General features: G+C 67.9%; 16 protein-coding genes. 5 read left to right on the forward strand and 11 right to left on the reverse strand.

Features of this window, described 5'->3' with window-relative positions; translation table 11 throughout:
* Positions 1-536: 536 nt before the first annotated feature.
* The 5 genes from ARC23_RS05825 to ahpC all read right to left on the reverse strand — a co-directional run bounded on the left by ARC23_RS05825 (position 537) and on the right by ahpC (position 5502).
* Complete coding sequence (locus ARC23_RS05825; RefSeq protein ID WP_057496368.1) at positions 537-1493, reverse strand: transaldolase; 957 nt, start codon at positions 1491-1493, stop codon at positions 537-539.
* A gap of 50 nt (positions 1494-1543) precedes the next feature.
* Positions 1544-1948: a nucleoside diphosphate kinase regulator gene (gene rnk / locus ARC23_RS05830; protein WP_057496369.1), complete on the reverse strand. Its 405-nt coding sequence runs from the start codon at positions 1946-1948 to the stop codon at positions 1544-1546.
* Between the two features lie 123 nt (positions 1949-2071).
* Positions 2072-3037: a LysR substrate-binding domain-containing protein gene (locus tag ARC23_RS05835; RefSeq protein WP_057496370.1), complete on the reverse strand. Its 966-nt coding sequence runs from the start codon at positions 3035-3037 to the stop codon at positions 2072-2074.
* An 85-nt stretch (positions 3038-3122) separates the two neighbouring features.
* A complete protein-coding gene (ahpF, locus tag ARC23_RS05840; RefSeq protein WP_057496371.1) occupies positions 3123-4715 on the reverse strand; it encodes an alkyl hydroperoxide reductase subunit F in 1593 nt (530 codons plus the stop codon).
* 223 nt (positions 4716-4938) lie between these two features.
* Positions 4939-5502: an alkyl hydroperoxide reductase subunit C gene (gene ahpC, locus ARC23_RS05845; RefSeq protein WP_057496372.1), complete on the reverse strand. Its 564-nt coding sequence runs from the start codon at positions 5500-5502 to the stop codon at positions 4939-4941.
* Between the two features lie 322 nt (positions 5503-5824).
* Between ahpC and prmC the strand changes: the two genes are divergently transcribed.
* Both prmC and pip read left to right on the forward strand, forming a co-directional pair.
* On the forward strand, positions 5825-6682 hold the full coding sequence (gene prmC / locus ARC23_RS05850) for a peptide chain release factor N(5)-glutamine methyltransferase (RefSeq protein ID WP_057496373.1): 858 nt from the start codon (positions 5825-5827) through the stop codon (positions 6680-6682).
* 48 nt (positions 6683-6730) lie between these two features.
* Positions 6731-7672: a prolyl aminopeptidase gene (gene pip / locus ARC23_RS05855; RefSeq protein WP_005408161.1), complete on the forward strand. Its 942-nt coding sequence runs from the start codon at positions 6731-6733 to the stop codon at positions 7670-7672.
* A 72-nt stretch (positions 7673-7744) separates the two neighbouring features.
* On the opposite strand, the gene ARC23_RS05860 is transcribed toward pip, so the two are convergent.
* Positions 7745-8629 carry a LysR family transcriptional regulator gene (locus ARC23_RS05860; protein ID WP_057496374.1) on the reverse strand — a complete coding sequence of 295 codons (885 nt, stop codon included), beginning with the start codon at positions 8627-8629 and terminating at the stop codon, positions 7745-7747.
* Between the two features lie 105 nt (positions 8630-8734).
* Between ARC23_RS05860 and ARC23_RS05865 the strand changes: the two genes are divergently transcribed.
* Positions 8735-10150 carry an MFS transporter gene (locus ARC23_RS05865; RefSeq protein WP_057496375.1) on the forward strand — a complete coding sequence of 472 codons (1416 nt, stop codon included), beginning with the start codon at positions 8735-8737 and terminating at the stop codon, positions 10148-10150.
* A 65-nt stretch (positions 10151-10215) separates the two neighbouring features.
* On the opposite strand, the gene ARC23_RS05870 is transcribed toward ARC23_RS05865, so the two are convergent.
* Genes ARC23_RS05870 through ARC23_RS05885 form a run of 4 tightly spaced genes read right to left on the reverse strand, consistent with a single transcriptional unit; the run spans position 10216 to position 13088 of the window.
* The gene (locus tag ARC23_RS05870) at positions 10216-11013 is read right to left on the reverse strand and encodes an N-formylglutamate amidohydrolase (RefSeq protein WP_057496376.1); all 798 of its coding nucleotides are present in this window, start codon (positions 11011-11013) and stop codon (positions 10216-10218) included.
* Positions 11006-11560 (reverse strand): NUDIX hydrolase, encoded by a 555-nt coding sequence (locus tag ARC23_RS05875; RefSeq protein WP_057496377.1) that lies wholly within the window; start codon positions 11558-11560, stop codon positions 11006-11008. The genes ARC23_RS05870 and ARC23_RS05875 overlap by 8 nt, the downstream gene beginning before the upstream one ends.
* Entirely contained in the window at positions 11557-12504 is a 948-nt protein-coding gene (locus ARC23_RS05880) for a 5'-3' exonuclease (protein WP_411847892.1), read from the reverse strand. Before ARC23_RS05880 ends, ARC23_RS05875 begins: the two co-directional genes overlap by 4 nt.
* 5 nt (positions 12505-12509) lie before the next feature.
* Positions 12510-13088 carry a nitroreductase family protein gene (locus tag ARC23_RS05885; RefSeq protein ID WP_057496392.1) on the reverse strand — a complete coding sequence of 193 codons (579 nt, stop codon included), beginning with the start codon at positions 13086-13088 and terminating at the stop codon, positions 12510-12512.
* A 331-nt stretch (positions 13089-13419) separates the two neighbouring features.
* Here ARC23_RS05885 and ARC23_RS05890 point away from each other — a divergent pair, with 331 nt between their 5' ends.
* Complete coding sequence (locus tag ARC23_RS05890) at positions 13420-15735, forward strand: DUF1631 domain-containing protein (RefSeq protein WP_057496379.1); 2316 nt, start codon at positions 13420-13422, stop codon at positions 15733-15735.
* 52 nt (positions 15736-15787) lie between these two features.
* Positions 15788-16867 (forward strand): NAD(P) transhydrogenase subunit alpha, encoded by a 1080-nt coding sequence (locus tag ARC23_RS05895; RefSeq protein WP_057496380.1) that lies wholly within the window; start codon positions 15788-15790, stop codon positions 16865-16867.
* Positions 16868-16969: 102 nt separating this feature from the next.
* Here the strand turns inward: ARC23_RS05895 and ARC23_RS05900 are convergent, their stop codons facing one another.
* Positions 16970-17431, reverse strand: a complete 462-nt coding sequence (locus ARC23_RS05900) for a DUF3106 domain-containing protein (protein WP_057496381.1) — start codon at positions 17429-17431, stop codon at positions 16970-16972.
* Between the last annotated feature and the right edge of the window lie 3 nt (positions 17432-17434).

Here is a 17434-nt window from a genome sequence, read left to right on the forward strand (position 1 = left end):
AAAGCCAAAGCCAAAGCCAAAGCGGCTCTGGGTTGCTGCTTGTTGGGGGGGGGGGTGTGGGTTGGCAGGACACGCCGTGAACCCGTCGCTGGGGGCTCGATGGCGCCATCCATGGCGCCAACGGTCCTGCCAACCCACACCGCCCCACCCCCGACAGTTTCCCGGTGACGGTGGGAAAGAGCATTGGGTTACTGACGAACTGATGGAAAACAAAAAGGACGCGGCGTTCGCCGCGTCCTTTTTGTTTGGTTCTGCATTGCCCTTGTAGAGCCGAGCCATGCTCGGCTCCGAGTAAGCGAAGCGCGCGACCCGCTGTTGCTCTTCTTTCTTTCTTCCGTGGCTGGCGGCCGCAGGAAACTGTCGAAGGCAGGGTGGGTAGGCCGTGCAGGGGCGTGAGCCGCATGGATGCGGCGACCGAGCTTACAGGGACGTACTTGCAGCGTCCCCTGCACGGCCTCCCCACCCTGCCAACCACATGACCCGCTCTTCGCGACCAAGCCCCCCGCCACGAGGGGCTCAGCCGTTGGCCGGAATCCTCACAGTGCCGCGCGGATCCGCTCGCGCAGTGCCTGCAGATCCTTGGCAAACGCCTCGATGCCGGTCGCCAGCTTCTCGGTCGCCATCGGATCAGCCGCCAGATCCGCCGCGAACTTCGCCGCATCGATCAGGGGCACCGCCGCGCCATCAGCGGCACCGGCCACCAGCTTGCGCGGCAGCTCGCCGTGGTCGGCGTCCAGCTTCTCCAGCAGGTCCGGCGAAATCGTCAGGCGGTCGCAGCCGGCCAGCGCTTCAATCTGTGCGGTGGAACGGAACGAGGCGCCCATCACCACGGTCGGCGAACCGCGGCGCTTGAACTCGGCATAGACGCCACGCACGAACTTCACGCCCGGGTCTTCGTCGATGGTGGCCGGGGCCTGGCCGTTGGCCACGTACCAATCGAGGATGCGGCCGACGAACGGCGAGATCAGGAACGCGCCGGCTTCGCTGCAGGCCAGCGCCTGGGTCGGGTTGAAGATCAGCGTCAGGTTGCAGTCGATGCCTTCGGCCTGCAGGATGCGCGCGGCTTCCACACCTTCCCAGGTCGCGGCGATCTTGATCAGGATCTTCTCGCGCGGCACGCCGGCGTCGGCGTACATCTGGATGAACTGGCGGGCCTTGGCCACGGTCGCGGCGGTGTCGTGGGCCAGGTCGGCGTCCACTTCGGTGGACACGCGGCCCGGCACCAGCGTGCTCAGCAGCGCACCGACGCCAATGGTCAGGCGGTCGGCCACGGCATGCACCACGGCTTCGCGGTCACCGCTCTGCTGGCGGCCCCAGGCCAGTTCGCGTTCGATCAGTTCAGCGTAGACCGGCAGATCCAGCGCCTTCTTCACCAGGGTCGGGTTGGTGGTGCAATCCACCGGCTGCAGGCGCTTGATCGCGTCGTAGTCACCGGTATCGGCAACGACCACGGACAGTTCGCGCAGCTGGGACAGTTTGGACGGGGTACTCATTACGGCTCCTGGTGCAAGGGGATCGAATCGCGCGCGGTGCGCAGCGGTAATCAGGGGCGGTCGTTGTGGACCGCAGTCACGCGCAGGCGCAGCTTGCGGCCGCCGGGCGCGTTCCAGTCGATGCTCTGGCCGATCGACAGGCCCAGCAGGGCAGTGCCGACCGGGGCCAGCACGGAGACCCTGCCTTCATCGACATTGGCTTCGCGGGGGAAAACCAGGGTCAGGACGTGCTTCTCGCCCGACACTTCATCTTCGCACTCCACGCGCGAATGCATCATGACGATGCCTTCGGGAATCTGGTCCGGCGCCAGCACGGTGGCCCGGTTGAGTTCTTCAGCAAGCGCGAGCGCGGCAGGCGTCTGGCTCAGCGCAGGGGACTCGAGCATGGCGTCCAGGCGGTCCATGTCGAAGGAAGAAACGGTGATCGACGGCGGCAGGCCGCTGGCGGTGTTCATGGTGACGCTCCTTGGTTGAAAGCCATGCAAAAGGCGGCACCTGCTGGCGCCGCCTGTCTGTATTGTGGGGACAAATGCGGCCGGAATCGACTCCTGCCGATTCCAGGCCGGTGCTGCGGGGGCTCAGCCGTTCAGCGCGGGGCCGGGCAGCGCGTTGGCGTCGCCGACGCCAGCATTGACCGCATCGAGGGTGAACAGTGCCTGTGGCAGGCGCTTGAACTGGTCGGCCAGTTCCATCAGGAAATCGTTCATCGCCGAGCTGCGGCGCCAGATCATGGCGATGCGGCGGCTGGGGCGGCCTTCGCCGGTGAAGTCGAGCAGGCGGATGTTGTTCGAGCGCGGCACCGGCGGCTGCACCGACAGGCTCGGCAGCAGGGTGATGCCGACGTCGGCGGCCACCATCTGGCGCAGGGTTTCCAGGCTGGTGGCGCGGAACTCGGATTTCTCGTTGGCGCCGAACAGGCGGCACACTTCCAGCGCCTGGTCGCGCAGGCAATGCCCGTCTTCCAGCAGCAGCAGCTTCTGCGTGGCCAGTTCCTGCACGTCCAGGTGTTCGCGGCGGGCCAGCGGGTGGCGCCCGGAGACGGCCAGCAGGAACGGTTCTTCGAACAGGAACTCGGCGTGCAGCTGGTCGTCGATCACCGGCAGGGCCAGCAGCGCAGCGTCGAGCTTGCCTTCGCGCAGGCGGTCCAGCAGCACGTCGCTCTTTTCCTCGACCAGCAGTAGTTCCAGCTCCGGGAAGCGCTCGCGGATGCGCGGAATCACATGCGGCAGCAGGTACGGGCCAAGGGTCGGGAAGATGCCCAGGCGCACCGTGCCGGCTTCCGGGTCGCGGCTGCGTCGCGCCGCTTCCTTCAATTGTTCCACTTCGGACACGATTACCCGTGCCCGCGCGGCGGCTTCCTGGCCGGCCGGGGTCAGCATCACCTTGCGCGGTGCGCGTTCCACCAGGGGCAGGCCCAGCTCTTCTTCCAGCTTGCGGATCTGCGTGGACAGTGTGGGCTGGCTGACGAAGCAGGAGGCGGCAGCCCGGCCGAAATGCTTGTGGTCGGCCAGGGCTACCAGGTATTTCAGATCACGTAGGTTCATCCTTACACCCCAGGGGTAACGGACCGGCTGACGGCATGGTTACCCGGCAGGCAGACAATGTTCCCGGTGATCTGGGAACGGTGGATCAGGCAGCTTCAGCAACGGCACCACTGCTGCTGCTCACCGACGAGCGGATCAGATGATCGAACGCGCTCAGCGCGGCAGTGGAACCGGCACCCATGGCGATGATGATCTGCTTGTAGGGTACCGTGGTGCAATCGCCGGCAGCGAACACGCCCGGCAGGTTGGTCTGCCCGCGGTCGTCGATGACGATCTCGCCACGCGGCGAAAGTGCCACGGTGTCCTTCAGCCACTCGGTGTTGGGCAGCAGGCCGATCTGCACGAAGATGCCTTCCAGCTCGACGCGGTGGGCATCGCCGCCGACGCGGTCCTTGTAGACCAGGCCGGTGACCCGGCTGCCATCGCCCAGCACTTCGGTGGTCTGCGCGCTGGTCAGTACGGTGACGTTGGCCAGGCTGCGCAGCTTCTTCTGCAGCACTTCATCGGCGCGCAGGCTGGAATCGAACTCCAGCAGGGTCACATGCGACACGATGCCGGCCAGGTCGATGGCCGCTTCCACGCCGGAGTTGCCACCGCCGATCACTGCCACGCGCTTGCCCTTGAACAGCGGGCCATCGCAGTGCGGGCAATAGGCCACGCCCTTGTTGCGGTACTGGTCTTCACCCGGCACGTTCATCTGCCGCCAGCGCGCACCGGTGGAGAGGATCACCGAACGCGACTTCAGCACCGCGCCGTTCTCCAGCTGCACCTGCACCAGGCCGTCTTCACCGGCCGGCACCAGTGCGCTGGCGCGCTGCAGGTTCATGATGTCGACGTCGTACTCGCGCACGTGCTGTTCCAGCGCCGTGGCCAGCTTCGGGCCTTCGGTCTCCTTCACCGAAATGAAGTTCTCGATCGCCATGGTGTCCAGCACCTGGCCGCCGAAACGCTCGGCAGCGATGCCGGTGCGGATGCCCTTGCGCGCGGCGTAGATCGCTGCAGCCGCGCCGGCCGGGCCACCGCCCACCACCAGCACGTCGAAGGCGTCCTTGGCGGCGATCTTCTCGGCCTCGCGCTTGCCGGCATTGGTGTCCAGCTTGGCCACGATCTGCTCGAGGGTCATGCGGCCCTGGTCGAACACTTCACCGTTGAGGTACACGGTCGGCACCGACATGATTTCGCGCTTCTCCACTTCGTCCTGGAACAGGGCGCCGTCGATGGCCACGTGCTGGATGCGCGGGTTGAGCACCGCCGCCAGGTTCAGCGCCTGCACCACGTCCGGACAGTTCTGGCAGGACAGCGAGAAGTAGGTTTCGAACCTGTACTCGCCTTCCAGGTTCTGCACCTGCTCGATCAGCTCGGCGGTGGCCTTGGACGGATGACCGCCCACCTGCAGCAGCGCCAGCACCAGCGAGGTGAACTCGTGGCCCATTGGCAGGCCCGCGAAGGTCAGGTGGATGTCCTGGCCCGGAGTGCCCAGGTCGAAGGACGGCACGCGGCCCTGGCCGTCGCGCAGGACCTGCAGCGAAATCTTGTCCGACAGGCTTTCCAGGGTCTGCAGCAGGTCCAGCATCTCCTGCGACTTGGCACCGTCATCGGCGTGCGCGGTGATCTGGATCGGGCGGGTCACGCGCTCCAGATAGGTCTTCAGCTGCGACTGCAGGTTGGCGTCCAACATCGGGTCTTCTCCTGGCTTCAGGCAAACAGGGGGCGTGGCACCGCTGTAGAAGGTAGCGGACCAGCAGGGGGTAGGGGTGAACCCAAGACAGCGACCGTGGAAGGGGCTGGCTGGCCAAGGCGGGCGAGCATTGGCTGTCTTGGGTTCACCCCCACGCCGGCGGGGGCCGGCACGGGGATGAAGAGCGCGCCGTGGCGTGGGGCCACGGCAGGCCGGTACTGCCTTAGATCTTGCCGACCAGGTCCAGCGACGGGGTCAGGGTCTTCTCGCCTTCCTTCCACTTGGCCGGGCACACCTGGTTCGGGTTGGCGGCAGTGAACTGGGCGGCCTTCAGCTTGCGCAGGGTCTCGGCGACGTCACGGGCGATCTCGTTGGAGTGGATCTCCTGGGTCTTGATCACGCCTTCCGGGTTGATGATGAAGGTGCCACGCAGGGCCAGGCCTTCTTCTTCAATGTGCACGCCGAAGGCGCGGGTCAGCTTGTGGGTCGGGTCACCGACCAGCGGGAACTGGGCCTTGCCGACGGCCGGCGAGGTTTCGTGCCAGACCTTGTGCGAGAAGTGGGTGTCGGTGGTGACGATGTAGACCTCGGCGCCGGCCTTCTTGAACTCGGCGTAATGGTCGGCCGCGTCTTCGATCTCGGTCGGGCAGTTGAAGGTGAAGGCGGCCGGCATGAAGATCAGGACGGACCACTGGCCCTTCAGGCTGTTGTCGGAAACCTTGATGAACTCGCCATTGTGGTAAGCGTTGGCTTCGAACGGCTGGATCTGGGTGTTGATGAGGGACATCATTTTTCCTCTGGTGAAGGGGAGTGGGTGAATCGACAGGAGCTAGGTTACCGATTCGATCGCGATAAGAACAATCCATTGATTGCATCTATTTGATAGATGGAGACTATCAAAAGGTCATGAGCAGGCACTGAACCTGGACGCTCTCATCCTGCAACTGCCTGTGTGACAAGGAAAATCTTCTGGAACGGCTGAATGGGGCCAATAGTCCCTCCTTATTCCCTCTGGCGAAACCTGAACGGATTCCGGCTTTTGTAGAGCCGAGCCCATGCTCGGCTGCGGCTGGAGCAGCCGAGCATGGGCTCGGCTCTACAATTGCGACATGTCTTTCCAACCCGAACCCACCCTGCGCGAGATCGTGGCCGAGGCCAGCGCCCGCCTCGGCGGCATCGACGCCCGCCATGAGGCCGAACTGCTGCTGCTGCACGTACTGGACCGCCCGCGCAGCTGGTTGTTCGCCCATGCCACCGATCCGCTGGCCGCCAATGACCAGGCCGCCTTCGAGACGTTGCTGGCCCGCCGCGTGGCCGGCGAGCCGGTCGCCTACCTGACTGGACGCCGCGGCTTCTGGACGCTGGACCTGGAGGTCGACCCGGCAACGCTGATCCCGCGCCCGGAAACCGAGCTGCTGGTCGAACTGGCGCTGGACCGCCTGCCGCTGGACCGAGCGCTGCAGCTGGCTGACCTGGGCACCGGCAGCGGCGCGATCGCACTGGCGCTGGCCAGCGAACGGCCGCAGGCGCAGGTGCTGGCCACCGATGCCAGCCCCGGTGCGCTGGCTGTCGCTGCGCGCAACGCCGCGCGACATGAACTGCGCAACGTGCGCTTCGTCGAGGGCGGGCACGACTGGTATGCGCCGCTGCAGGGCGCACGCTTCGACCTGATTGCCAGCAACCCACCCTATATCGCCAGCGACGACCCTCATCTGGAACAGGGCGACCTGCGCTTCGAACCGGGTTCCGCGCTGGCGTCCGGTGTGGATGGCCTGGATGACATCCGCCGCATCATCGACGGCGGCCAGGCGCATCTGCTGCCCGGTGGCTGGTTGCTGATCGAGCACGGTTGGGACCAGGGCGCCGCGATCCGCGCGTTGTTCGACGCCGCCGGTTTCGCGGGGGTGCAGACCGAGCAGGACCTTGAGCAGCGCGATCGCATCACCCTGGGCCGGCGACCGGCCTAGAATGGAGGTTCTCCTGCCCCGGCAGGGCATCACCCTGGAGCTGCAAGCATGCGTACGCTGTACCCCGCCATCACCCCCTACGACGTCGGCACCCTGAAGGTCGACGACCGCCACACGCTGTACTTCGAGCAGTGCGGCAACCCGGACGGCAAGCCGGTGGTGATGCTGCATGGTGGCCCGGGTGGCGGCTGCAGCGACAAGATGCGCCAGTTCCACGACCCGTCCAAGTACCGCATCATCCTGTTCGACCAGCGTGGTGCCGGCCGTTCCACCCCGCACGCCGACCTGGTGGACAACACCACCTGGGACCTCGTTGCCGATATCGAGAAGCTGCGCGAGCACCTGAAGGTCGATCGCTGGCAGGTGTTCGGCGGCAGCTGGGGTTCGACCCTGGCGCTGGCCTATGCCGAAACCCATCCGCAGCGCGTGACCGAACTGGTCCTGCGCGGCATCTTCATGCTGCGTCGCTGGGAGCTGGAGTGGTTCTACCAGGAAGGCGCCAACCGCCTGTTCCCGGATGCGTGGGAGCACTACCTGAAGCCGATCCCGTCGGTGGAGCGGCACGACCTGATCTCGGCGTTCCACCGCCGCCTGACCAGCGACGACGAAGCCACCCGCCTGGAAGCGGCCAAGGCCTGGGCAGTGTGGGAGGGCGCGACCAGCTTCCTGCACGTGGACGATGACTTCATCAACAGCCACGAAGACCCGCATTTCGCGCTGGCTTTTGCCCGCATCGAGAACCACTACTTCGTCAACGGCGGCTTCTTCGAGGTGGAAGACCAGCTGCTGCGCGACGCGCACCGCATCGCCGACATCCCGGGCGTGATCGTGCACGGCCGCTACGACGTGGTCTGCCCGCTGGCCAATGCCTGGGACCTGACCAAGGTGTGGCCGAAGGCAAAGCTGGAAATCACCCCGGCGTCGGGCCATTCGGCGTTCGAGGCTGAGAACGTGGATGCGCTGGTGCGCGCCACCGATAGCTTCGCCTGATCGGTAGTGCCGGCCGCTGGCCGGCAAACCTGAGACGGTTGGATTCCTGCAGACGCCGGCCAGCGGCCGGCGCTACCAATCCCCGGCCAGCAACGCGTCGGCCAGCACCTGCAGCTTCGGCGAATGCTGGCGCGACGGTGGGTAGATCAGTGACAGCGCGCGGCTGCGGCCCTCGAACGGCTGCAGCACGCGCTGCAGGCGGCCATCGGCCAACGCATCGGCCACCGCGAAATCCATCACCTGCACGATGCCGATACCGGCGATGGCCGCTTCCACCAGCGGATCGCCGCTGTCGAACACCATCCGCGTTGGCGGCGTGAACTCGCGCAGCTGCCCGTCCTGCAGGAACTGCCAGTCCACCAGCCGGCCACTGCGCAGGTTGCGCACCGCCAGGCAGGCATGATCCTGCAGCGCGGCCACATCGTCCGGTGCGCCACAGCGGGCCAGGTAGGCGGGGCTGGCCACCGTCACCCAGCGCAGCGGCCGCAACGGCCGCGCGACGATGCGCTGGTCGGCGATGACGCCGGTGCGCAGCGCGGCATCGAAACCTTCCTCGACCAGATCGACCAGGCGGTCGCTGAGCACGGCTTCCACCTGCAGTTGCGGATGCCGTTCCAGCAACGGCGCCAGCAGCGGCACCAGCACCTTGCGTCCGAACATCGAGGGCGCACTGATCTTCAGCGTGCCCGAGGGCGTGCACGGACGGTCGGCCAGTTGCCGTTCGGCATCCTCGAAACCACACAGCAGCGGCGCGACCTGATCGACGAACTGGCGGCCATCCGGGGTCAGTGCAACGTTGCGGGTGTTCCGCTGCAGCAGCTTCACCCCCAGCGACACTTCCAGCCGCCCGATCGCGCGCGACAGGCCGGATTGGCTCAGGCCCAGTTGGCCGGCGGCGACGGTGAAACTGCGCGCTTCAGCCACCTGTACCAGCATGCGCACCGCATTGAGATCCATCGTGGGTCCATTCATGCTGAAAATCATGACAGATATGGCAGGCAGGGGGTTTATTGATGCGGCCGCATCAATGAGACTGCGCTCCCCCACCGAGCCGAACCGCCGATGCCTCCCCTCAAGTACCCGCGCTGGGCGCTGGCCCTGCTGGCCACCGCACAGCTGATCATCGCCCTGGATGCCACCATCATCTTCGTCGCCCTGCACGACATGGGGCGCGCGCTGCAGATCAGCGCGCAGCAGCTGCAATGGGTGGTCAGCGCCTACACCGTGGCCTTTGGTGGCAGCCTGCTGCTGGGCGGACGTGCCGCCGACCTGATCGGCCGGCGCCGCTTCTACCGGCTGGGCATGCTGCTGTTCGCGCTGGCGTCGCTGCTCGGTGCGCTGGCCCCCAGTGCCACGCTGCTGATCATCGCGCGAGCGGCACAGGGTGTCGGCGCCGCACTGTTGTTCCCGGCCACGCTGGCACTGATCAACACGCTGTATGCCGAAGGCCCGGTGCGCAACCGCGCACTGGCGATCTGGAGCATGGCCAGCGCGGCCGGCCTGGCCTTGGGCACCCTGCTGGGCGGGGTGCTGACCCAGGCGTTCGGCTGGCCGGCGGTGCTGGCGGTGATCGTGCCGTTGGCCACGGCCTGCGCTGCAGCCGCAGGCGTGTGGCTGCCGGCCGACGGCCCGCGCGTGCGCGGCCGCTCGTTCGACCTTGCCGGGTGCCTCACCGTCACCGCCGGCGGCAGCCTGCTGGTCACCACCCTGGTGCAGGGGCCGGAGTGGGGCTGGATGGCGCCGGCGACGCTGGTCTGCCTCCTGCTCTCAGCGGTACTGCTGGCAGTGTTCGTGCAGATCGAAACGCGCAGCCGCGACCCGCTGATGCAGTTCGCACTGCTGCGCCTGCCCGGCCTGCGCGCCGCACTTGGCCTGACGTTTGCGTTCATGAGCAGCTATGGCGTGCAGTACTACTTCCTGGCGCTGTACTTCCAGGATGGTTACGGCTGGAGCCCGCTCCAGGCCGGCCTGGCGTTCCTGCTGCCGACGCTGGTGTGCACCTTCGGCATCCGCATTGCCGAACGCATGCTGCATCGCAGTTCCGCGCGGCATGTACTGGCCTGGGGTTTCGCGGCCGGTGCCGTGGGCATCGCAGGCGTGGCGCTGGCCATGCCGCATGGTGCCACCTACTGGGCACTGCTGCCGGGCATCGTGATCCTCAGCGTGGGACAGGGCATGAGCTGGACGGCGATGTGGATCGTGGCCGGACAAGGCGTGCCGGGGCCGCAGCAGGGGGTTGCGTCCGGCATGGCGGCCACCGCACAACAGATCGGCGGCGCGTTGGGATTGGCGGTGCTGGTGATGGTGGCCAACGCGGCGCGCGGCACCCAGGCGGCGGCCAGCCCCGACGCCCTGCAAGGCATGATCAACGCCCAGTACGGTGCCGCGCTGTTCGCCGCGCTTGGCGTGGTCATCGCGCTGGGCCTGCGCCCGGTAGCGGTAGCGGCAGTGCCGGCCGCTGGCCGGCAGACACAGTGATCCAACGACCCTGGGATTGCCGGCCAGCGGCCGGCACTACCGACCAGGAATGGATCCACCCGCGTTCAACCGAACGCCAGCAACTGCGGCTGCAATGACTTGAAGATCCGCGCCAACCGCTCGGCCCACGCCTGCTGCCCGGCTTCATCGGCGATCAGATCCTGGCGGATCTCCAGCTCCACATGCGCCAGCCCGCGGCCTTCACCATGTACCGGCACCGCGTAGTCGCTGGTACTGCTGACCGAATACGGTTCGTTGTCACCCACCACCAGATCGCCTTCATCGCGCAGCGCCTGCAGCAGGGCATGGGCAAAACGCGTGTCCTGGTGGTACAGCACGCCGGCATGCCATGGCCGCTGCATGCCGTTCATCACCGGGGTGAAGCTGTGCATCATCACCAGCAGGGTAGGGCGGCCGGCAGCGCGGCGTGCGCCCAGCTCGGCGTCGATGCGCGCGTGGTACGGCGCATGGATCGCATCGATGCGTTGCTGCCGCTGCGCCGCCGACAGCCCGGCATTGCCCGGCACCACGGTGTAATCGCTCACTTCGGGAATCAGCGTCGGCGAGGCCAGCGGGCGATTGCAGTCGATCAGCAGCCGCGAATAGGTCTGCTCGATGGCCCAGGCATCCAGCCGTTCGGCCAACGCACGCGTGGTGCCAGCGATGCCGATGTCCCAGCCGATGTGGCGGTCCAGTTCCGCCTGCGCCAGGCCCAGGCCGTTCAATACGCGCGGCACCTGCTGCCCGGCGTGGTCGGCCAGCAGCAGGAACGGTGATGCCCCCCGCGCGCGGTGGATCGTGTAGATCGCAGGGTCGTCGGCGCCCAGCAGGGCCGGCACTGCATGCAGGCTGGCGTCAGCCACGCGGGCGGCCGTCCAGGTGGTGTTCGATCATCCACAGCCCGGCCCACAGCTTGGCGTCCAGCGCGTAGCCTTCGCCCATCTTCTGCACCAGCCATGCCGCCGCCTGTGCACGCGGAATCTCGTGCACGGTGATGTCCTCGCTGTCATCGCCGCCACCTTCGCCGATCCGGTGCAGGCCGGTGGCGCGCACGAAGGCGATCTGTTCGCTGCTGGCGCCGGACGACGTCGGGCCGATCATCAGCACTTCGGCGTGCTCGGCGGTCCAGCCGGTTTCTTCTTCCAGCTCGCGCACGGCCGAGACTTCGATCGATTCGCCGGCATCGATGTCGCCGACCAGCCCGGCCGGCATCTCGATGGTCGGTGCCTGCAGCGGCACGCGGAACTGTTCAACGAACAGCACCTTATCCTCGGGCGTGACGGCGATGATGATCGCCGCCAGGCCACCGGCATGGGTGCGCTCGCTGTACTCCCAGGTGCCGCGCACGACCATGCGCTGGTACTTGCCTTCGTAGACGACGCGCGGGGCTTCGGTGTTGCGCTGGCTCATGCGGGCTCGCTGGAGTTGGAAAAAGAAGGAGTGGGAACGGGGTCGGCCACACCGGCGGCACCGAACAGCCGGCGGCGGGTCATCGGGCCGAAGCGCAGGGTCTGGCACAGCCCGCCCAGCAGTTCGGGGTCGGCCTGCTGGCGCGGCATGCCGGTCTGGCAGCCCTCCAGCGGTGCGTCCAGCGCGATGGTGGTCAGCTGGCGCCAGAGCTGGGCGTGCTCGCGCTGCTCGCGCAGGCGCACCGCCATCTGTGCAGCGCCACGCAGGCGCAGGAACGGCACTTCATCGATGCGGTCAAACAGGGCATCCATGCTGCCGAAGTGGGCCAGCAGCACCGCCGCCGATTTGGCGCCCACACCGCTGACACCGGGAATGTTGTCCACCGCATCGCCACACAGTGCCAGGTAGTCGGCGATCTGGTGCGCGTGCACGCCGTGGCGCGCCTTCACCCCGGCCACGTCCCAGCGCTGGTTGCGCGCGTAGTCCCACTGTTCGTCGTGGCCCAGCAGCAGCTGGGACAGATCCTTGTCGGCGGAAATGATCACGCCGCGGTGGCTGCCGCGATGGCGGTGCAGGGCGCTGCCGATCAGATCGTCGGCCTCGAAATCATGATGGGCCAGCACCACCAGTCCCAGCGCCGCGCACAGCGCCTTGCAGTGCACGAACTGGCGCTTGAGCGCCTCCGGTGCCGGATCGCGGTTGGCCTTGTAGGCCGGGTACAGGCGATGGCGGAAGCCGCTGTCCAGCGCTTCGTCGAAGGCGATGGCGATATGCCGTGGACGCTCACGCTCCAGCAGGTCCAGCAGGAAGCGGGCGAAGCCATGCACCGCGTTGGTCGGCCAGCCCTGGCTGTCCTGGAACTGGTCGGGCAGCGAATGCCAGGCACGGAACACGTAGATGCTGGCATCGACCAGGTACAGCGGCGGTGCGGGCTGGGCGCTCACCGCGCTCACGGTGCGGTCCATTCCTGCAGCAGTGCGGCCGGATCGGGGCGCTCGCGCTCGGGCACTGCGGCCCTGGGCGTGCCGATGTGGATGAAACCGGCGATGCGCTCGCCTTCGGCCAGGCCCAGGTGCGCCTGCACGGCCGGGTCGAACGCCATCCAGGCGGTCAGCCACTGCGCGCCGAAGCCCAGCGCCTGTGCGGCCTGCAGCAGGGCGAAGCAGACGCAGCCGGCGGTCATCAGCTGCTCCTGCTCGGGCACCTTCGGGTCGGGGCGCGGGCTGGCCACCACCACGATCACCAGCGGTGCATGGCTGAAACGCTGGCGGTCCTTCTCGAACACGGCCTCGCCCGCATGCGGGTCGCGCTGGCGGCTGCGCTCGGCCAGGAAGTCGCCGAGAGTGTGACGCGCATCGCCGGCGATTTTCAGGAAACGGAACGGCACGCGCTTGCCGTGGTCGGGCACGCGTACCGCCGAGGCTAGCATCCGCTGCAGGGTGGCCGGGTCCGGGCCGGGCTCGCCCAGCTGCCGCGAGGGCACCGAGCGGCGGGCATCCAGGGCGAGCAGGGCAGCGGGGTCGGGCATGGTGTCTGAACCGGTCATCACGGGCATTTGATTATAGTCGGGGTGGTCAATGACGCCGTCTGTGTCGCGTCTGCACCCTGAATATCAAACTGTGATGAACATCATGCCACTGGCGGGAAACGGACGGCCGCTTCCCCTCGCCTCATGGGCCTTGCACGGCTTACGATATCGGTCTTGCCGGGCCGCCGGTCATGAGGTTTGAAGTGAGGACTGTTTCACTGTCCGTGACGGGCTGGCCGGCCTACCATCGACGTACCGGTGCATGGGGTGTGCCGGTCGTCGCGATGTCCATGCTGTCTGTCGTACCAGAGAAGGTGGGGAGCCTTCCCGAATGATGAGCGTGCCCACACCGATGGGATCGCCGGGCCGTGACCCGGCCCAGCTCCAGCGTGCCCGGGACATGGTCCTGCCCGCGCTGTGCCAGGCGTTCGGGGCTGCGCTGGCGCGGTTCGATGATGCGTTGTTCGACCGTGCGGGCAATGCCGGTTCCTCGCAGCTGCTGTTCCTGGATGCGATGCGCGAGCTGCGCCGCCGCCGCGAAGAGATCGCCGCCGCCTTTGCCGGCCACCTGCAGCGGGCCTGGGAGGCGCTGGCCGCCGGCGAGCCGCTGTCGGCCGATGCCACCCTGTCCGGGCAGGCCGAAGACGGCTTGAGCCTGCTGGCTGAGCACGTGCTGGAATCGCGGCTGGCGGTGCGCAATTTCGCCACCGTGCTGCTGCGCGACTTCAAGCCGGTGCTGGCGCGGCTGGACCGCCGCCTGGGCCGCCTGATCGGCGGTGCGGAGCTGGACGCCGATCACAACCCGATCAGCCCGGAACATCTGGGCGTGGCCATCCACGAGGCGTTTGCCGGCTGCGAACTGGCCCCGGAAGTGCATCTGGTGCTGATCAAGCTGTGCGAACGCGACCTGCGCGCGCCGATCGGCCGCATCTACGAGAAGCTGGATGAGCAGCTGGCGGCGGCCGGCGTGATGTCGCAGATGGGCACGCCGCAACGCCCGCTCTCGGCCGCACCCGAGCCGCGCAGCGCTGGCGCGCTGGAAGATCTGGTCGAGCACCGTCACGGTGCCGACGGCGGTTTTGCCGATGACGAGCAGGCCGCTCCGGCCTGGGCGCAACGTTTCGCTGCGCGCTGGTCCGAGCGTCGCGGCCACATGCAGCAGCACCTGGGAAGCGAGAACAGCGGCAGCAGCGAGCCCTATCCGGGGCAGCAGGGCATGCTGCTGGAAGCGCTGCACGAGTTGCTGCAGCAGACCCGCCATGTACGCGAGGACGCCACGTCGGCCGCACAGGTGGCCATCGGCCAGCAGCGCCCGTTGAGCCAGCGCGAGATGATGTCGGTGCTGTCGCTGCTGCAGGCCACGCCCAGCGCCACCCTGCGCGCGGCGATCGGCGAGGATGGCGAATCGCTGGCGCAGCGGCTGAAGAGCGAAGTGCTGTCCAGTGCCACCCGGCTCGGTGTCGACCCGGGCCAGACCCGGCTGGATCCGCAGGATGAAGATGCGATCGATCTGGTCGGCATGCTGTTCGACGTGATGCTGGACGAACGTGAACTGGAGGGCCGTTCGCGCGAGCTGATCGGCCGTCTGGTGGTGCCGTTCGTCAAGGTGGCCATGCTCGACCGCCGCATGTTCGTGCAGAAGACCCACCCGGCGCGCAAGCTGCTCAACTCGCTGGCCGAAGCCTGCGAGGGCAACACCGGCGAAAGCCAGGCCGAACGCATGCTGATGGCCAAGGTGGAGGAGATCATCGAGCGCCTGGTGGCCGAGTTCAATGAGAACCTGGCGATCTTCCTGACCCTGGAAGAAGAATTCCGCGAGTTCCTGGTGCAGCATCGCCGCCGCGTGGAAATCGCCGAGCGTCGCGCCGCCGAAACGCAGCGCGGCCAGGAAAAGCTGGAAATGGCCCGCAGCCGTGCTGGTGCCGAACTGGATCGGCGCATCGGCGATGCCACCCTGCCGCCGGCCATCGCCGCGTTCCTGCGCCAGCCGTGGCAGCACCGCCTGACCCTGGCGCTGCTGCGCGAGGGCGAGGAGGGCGCGTCGGTGGCCGAGGCCCTGAGCCTGGCTGACGGCCTGCTGGAGGAAGTGGCCGAGGCCCGCCGCCAGATCGTCGGCAAGCCGTGGCTGCAGGCCTGGCAGCCGGTGCTGGCCAAGGTGTTCGCCAGCGTGGGCGTGCACGGCGATGCCGCCACCGGCGCCATCGATGCCCTGCATGACACCCTGCAGGGCATCGCTGAATCGCGGCCGGAACTGCAGCGCGCGCTGCCGGAGCTGCCGCAGGTCGCCTTGCCGGTGCCGCCGGTGGCTGAATCGCCAGCGGTCGAGCTGGGCGGGCAGATCGACGCCGACGACTTCGACAATGCCGACGCCGACCGCTTCCGCCGCATGGAGATCGGCAGCTGGCTGGACTTCGTCGACAAGGACGGCAAGGTGCAGGCCGGCAAGCTGTCCTGGGTCAGCCCGATTTCCTCGCGCCTGCTGTTCGTCAATCGTCGCGGCGTGCGCTTCTGCGTGGCCTCGCCGGAAGAGTTGGCGGTCATGGTGCGGCTGGGCCGCCTGCGCGCCCATGTGGATGACGGCGCCTTCGACAGCGCCATGCAGGGCGTGATCGACCGGCTGGACCCGGGCAGCGCGACGCTGCACTGAGCGGGGGCCGCCTGCTAGGATCGGGAAAACTCACCGATCAGCGGGGACCTGCATGGCCGTGGCGTTGCTGGGGATCAAGGAGACCGCGCCGGGCGAACGGCGCGTGGCGCTGACGCCGGAAACGGCCAAGAAGCTGGGCGCACTGGGCATCACCGTCTGGTATGAGGCCGGCGCCGGCCTGGCCGCAGGCTTCCCTGACGCCGCCTATGACGATGCAGGCGCACGCGTGTTCGACGTGGCGCGCTGGCCCGAGATCGACATCCTGTTGTGCGTGCAGGCGCCGCCGGCGTCGGTCCTGGCACAGCTCAAGCCCGCTGCCAGTGTGATCGGCCTGCTTGCGCCGGCGGCCGATCCCGCCATGGCCGCACTGGCCGCCGACGACCGCCTGCATCTGTTCCCGTTGCAGCAGCTGCCGCGCACTACCCGCGCGCAGGCCATGGACGTGCTCAGTTCGCAGGCCGGCATGGCCGGCTACAAGGCCGCGCTGATCGCCGCCGAACGCGCGCCGCGCTTCTTCCCGATGCTGACCACCGCGGCCGGTACCGTGCGGCCGGCCAAGGTGCTGGTGATCGGTGCCGGCGTGGCCGGCCTGCAGGCCATCGCTACCGCGCGCCGGCTCGGTGCACAGGTGGAAGGCTTCGACGTGCGCCCGGAAACCCGCGAGCAGATCCAGTCGCTGGGCGCGCGCTTCCTCGACCTCGGCGTCAGTGCCGCGGGCGAGGGCGGCTATGCACGTGCGCTGACCGACGAGGAGCGCGCCGAGCAGCAGCGGCGGCTGGCCGACCACCTGCGCGGCGTGGATGTGGTGATCTGCACCGCCGCAGTGCCCGGGCGCCCGGCGCCAACCATCGTCACCGCAGCGATGGTGGACGGCATGGCCGCCGGCAGCGTGATCGTCGATCTGGCCGCCGAAAGTGGCGGCAATTGTGCGCTCACCCAACCCGGGCAGTGCATCGAACACCAGGGCGTGACCATCGATGGCCCGCTGGGCCTGGCCAGCCGTGGCGCGACCCAGGCCAGCGAGATGTATGCGCGCAATCTGCTGAACTTCGTCGCGCTGTTCGTGCGCGAGGGAAGGCTGGCGTTCGACTGGGAAGACGAGCTGCTGGCGAAGACCCGCTGGCAGGCTTGAACCTCATTTGCCTCCTGTAGAGCCGAGCCCATGCTCGGCTTGCGCAGGCGCGATAAAGCAGCCGAGCGTGGGCTCGGCTCTACAAGGGGTTGAACGCTGCCTTTACCTCGGCTTCGCCGGCGGCGGATTGTCGCGCACCCAGTCCCTGCGCTGTTCCGGCGTCATCTGCGACCAGCGCTCGCGCAGTGCTTCACGCTGTGCCGGTGGCATATCGCGCATCTGCCCGAACAGGGCGCGCGCCTGCTCGCGCTGTTCCGGGCTCATGTGCTCGAAGCGGCGCAGGCCACGGCGGGCCTTGTCGCGCTCCTCCGGGCTCATCGACTGCCAGCGCTGGCCATGCGAGAGCATGCGCTGGCGCTGGCCGGCATCGGCACTGTTCCAGCGGTCGCGCAACGGGGCCAGCAGTGATTCACGCTGGGCCTCGCTCAGCTGTTCCCACGCCGGCAGCGGCGCGGCCGGTGCAGGACGTGCGGCCGGAGCGGGGGCGGCGCTCTGCGCCAGCGCCGGGACGGCCGGCAGCAGCGACAGGGTCAGCAGCAGCGGCAGGGTGTGCAGTCGGGACATGGT

The organism is Stenotrophomonas beteli, assembly GCF_001431665.1.
Lineage (GTDB): Bacteria > Pseudomonadota > Gammaproteobacteria > Xanthomonadales > Xanthomonadaceae > Stenotrophomonas > Stenotrophomonas beteli.

Excerpts from the sequence above, each read along its gene's own strand:
- ARC23_RS05885 (WP_057496392.1), bottom strand. The coding sequence starts at position 13,088 with ATGCCCGACCCCGCTGCCCTGCTCGCCCTGGATGCCCGCCGCTCGGTG.
- ARC23_RS05835 (WP_057496370.1), bottom strand. The coding sequence starts at position 3,037 with ATGAACCTACGTGATCTGAAATACCTGGTAGCCCTGGCCGACCACAAG.
- ARC23_RS05865 (WP_057496375.1), top strand. The coding sequence starts at position 8,735 with ATGCCTCCCCTCAAGTACCCGCGCTGGGCGCTGGCCCTGCTGGCCACC.
- pip (WP_005408161.1), top strand. The coding sequence starts at position 6,731 with ATGCGTACGCTGTACCCCGCCATCACCCCCTACGACGTCGGCACCCTG.
- ARC23_RS05900 (WP_057496381.1), bottom strand. The coding sequence starts at position 17,431 with ATGTCCCGACTGCACACCCTGCCGCTGCTGCTGACCCTGTCGCTGCTG.
- ARC23_RS05860 (WP_057496374.1), bottom strand. The coding sequence starts at position 8,629 with ATGGATCTCAATGCGGTGCGCATGCTGGTACAGGTGGCTGAAGCGCGC.
- ARC23_RS05890 (WP_057496379.1), top strand. The coding sequence starts at position 13,420 with ATGATGAGCGTGCCCACACCGATGGGATCGCCGGGCCGTGACCCGGCC.
- ARC23_RS05895 (WP_057496380.1), top strand. The coding sequence starts at position 15,788 with ATGGCCGTGGCGTTGCTGGGGATCAAGGAGACCGCGCCGGGCGAACGG.
- rnk (WP_057496369.1), bottom strand. The coding sequence starts at position 1,948 with ATGAACACCGCCAGCGGCCTGCCGCCGTCGATCACCGTTTCTTCCTTC.
- ARC23_RS05875 (WP_057496377.1), bottom strand. The coding sequence starts at position 11,560 with ATGAGCCAGCGCAACACCGAAGCCCCGCGCGTCGTCTACGAAGGCAAG.
- ahpC (WP_057496372.1), bottom strand. The coding sequence starts at position 5,502 with ATGTCCCTCATCAACACCCAGATCCAGCCGTTCGAAGCCAACGCTTAC.
- prmC (WP_057496373.1), top strand. The coding sequence starts at position 5,825 with ATGTCTTTCCAACCCGAACCCACCCTGCGCGAGATCGTGGCCGAGGCC.
- ARC23_RS05825 (WP_057496368.1), bottom strand. The coding sequence starts at position 1,493 with ATGAGTACCCCGTCCAAACTGTCCCAGCTGCGCGAACTGTCCGTGGTC.
- ahpF (WP_057496371.1), bottom strand. The coding sequence starts at position 4,715 with ATGTTGGACGCCAACCTGCAGTCGCAGCTGAAGACCTATCTGGAGCGC.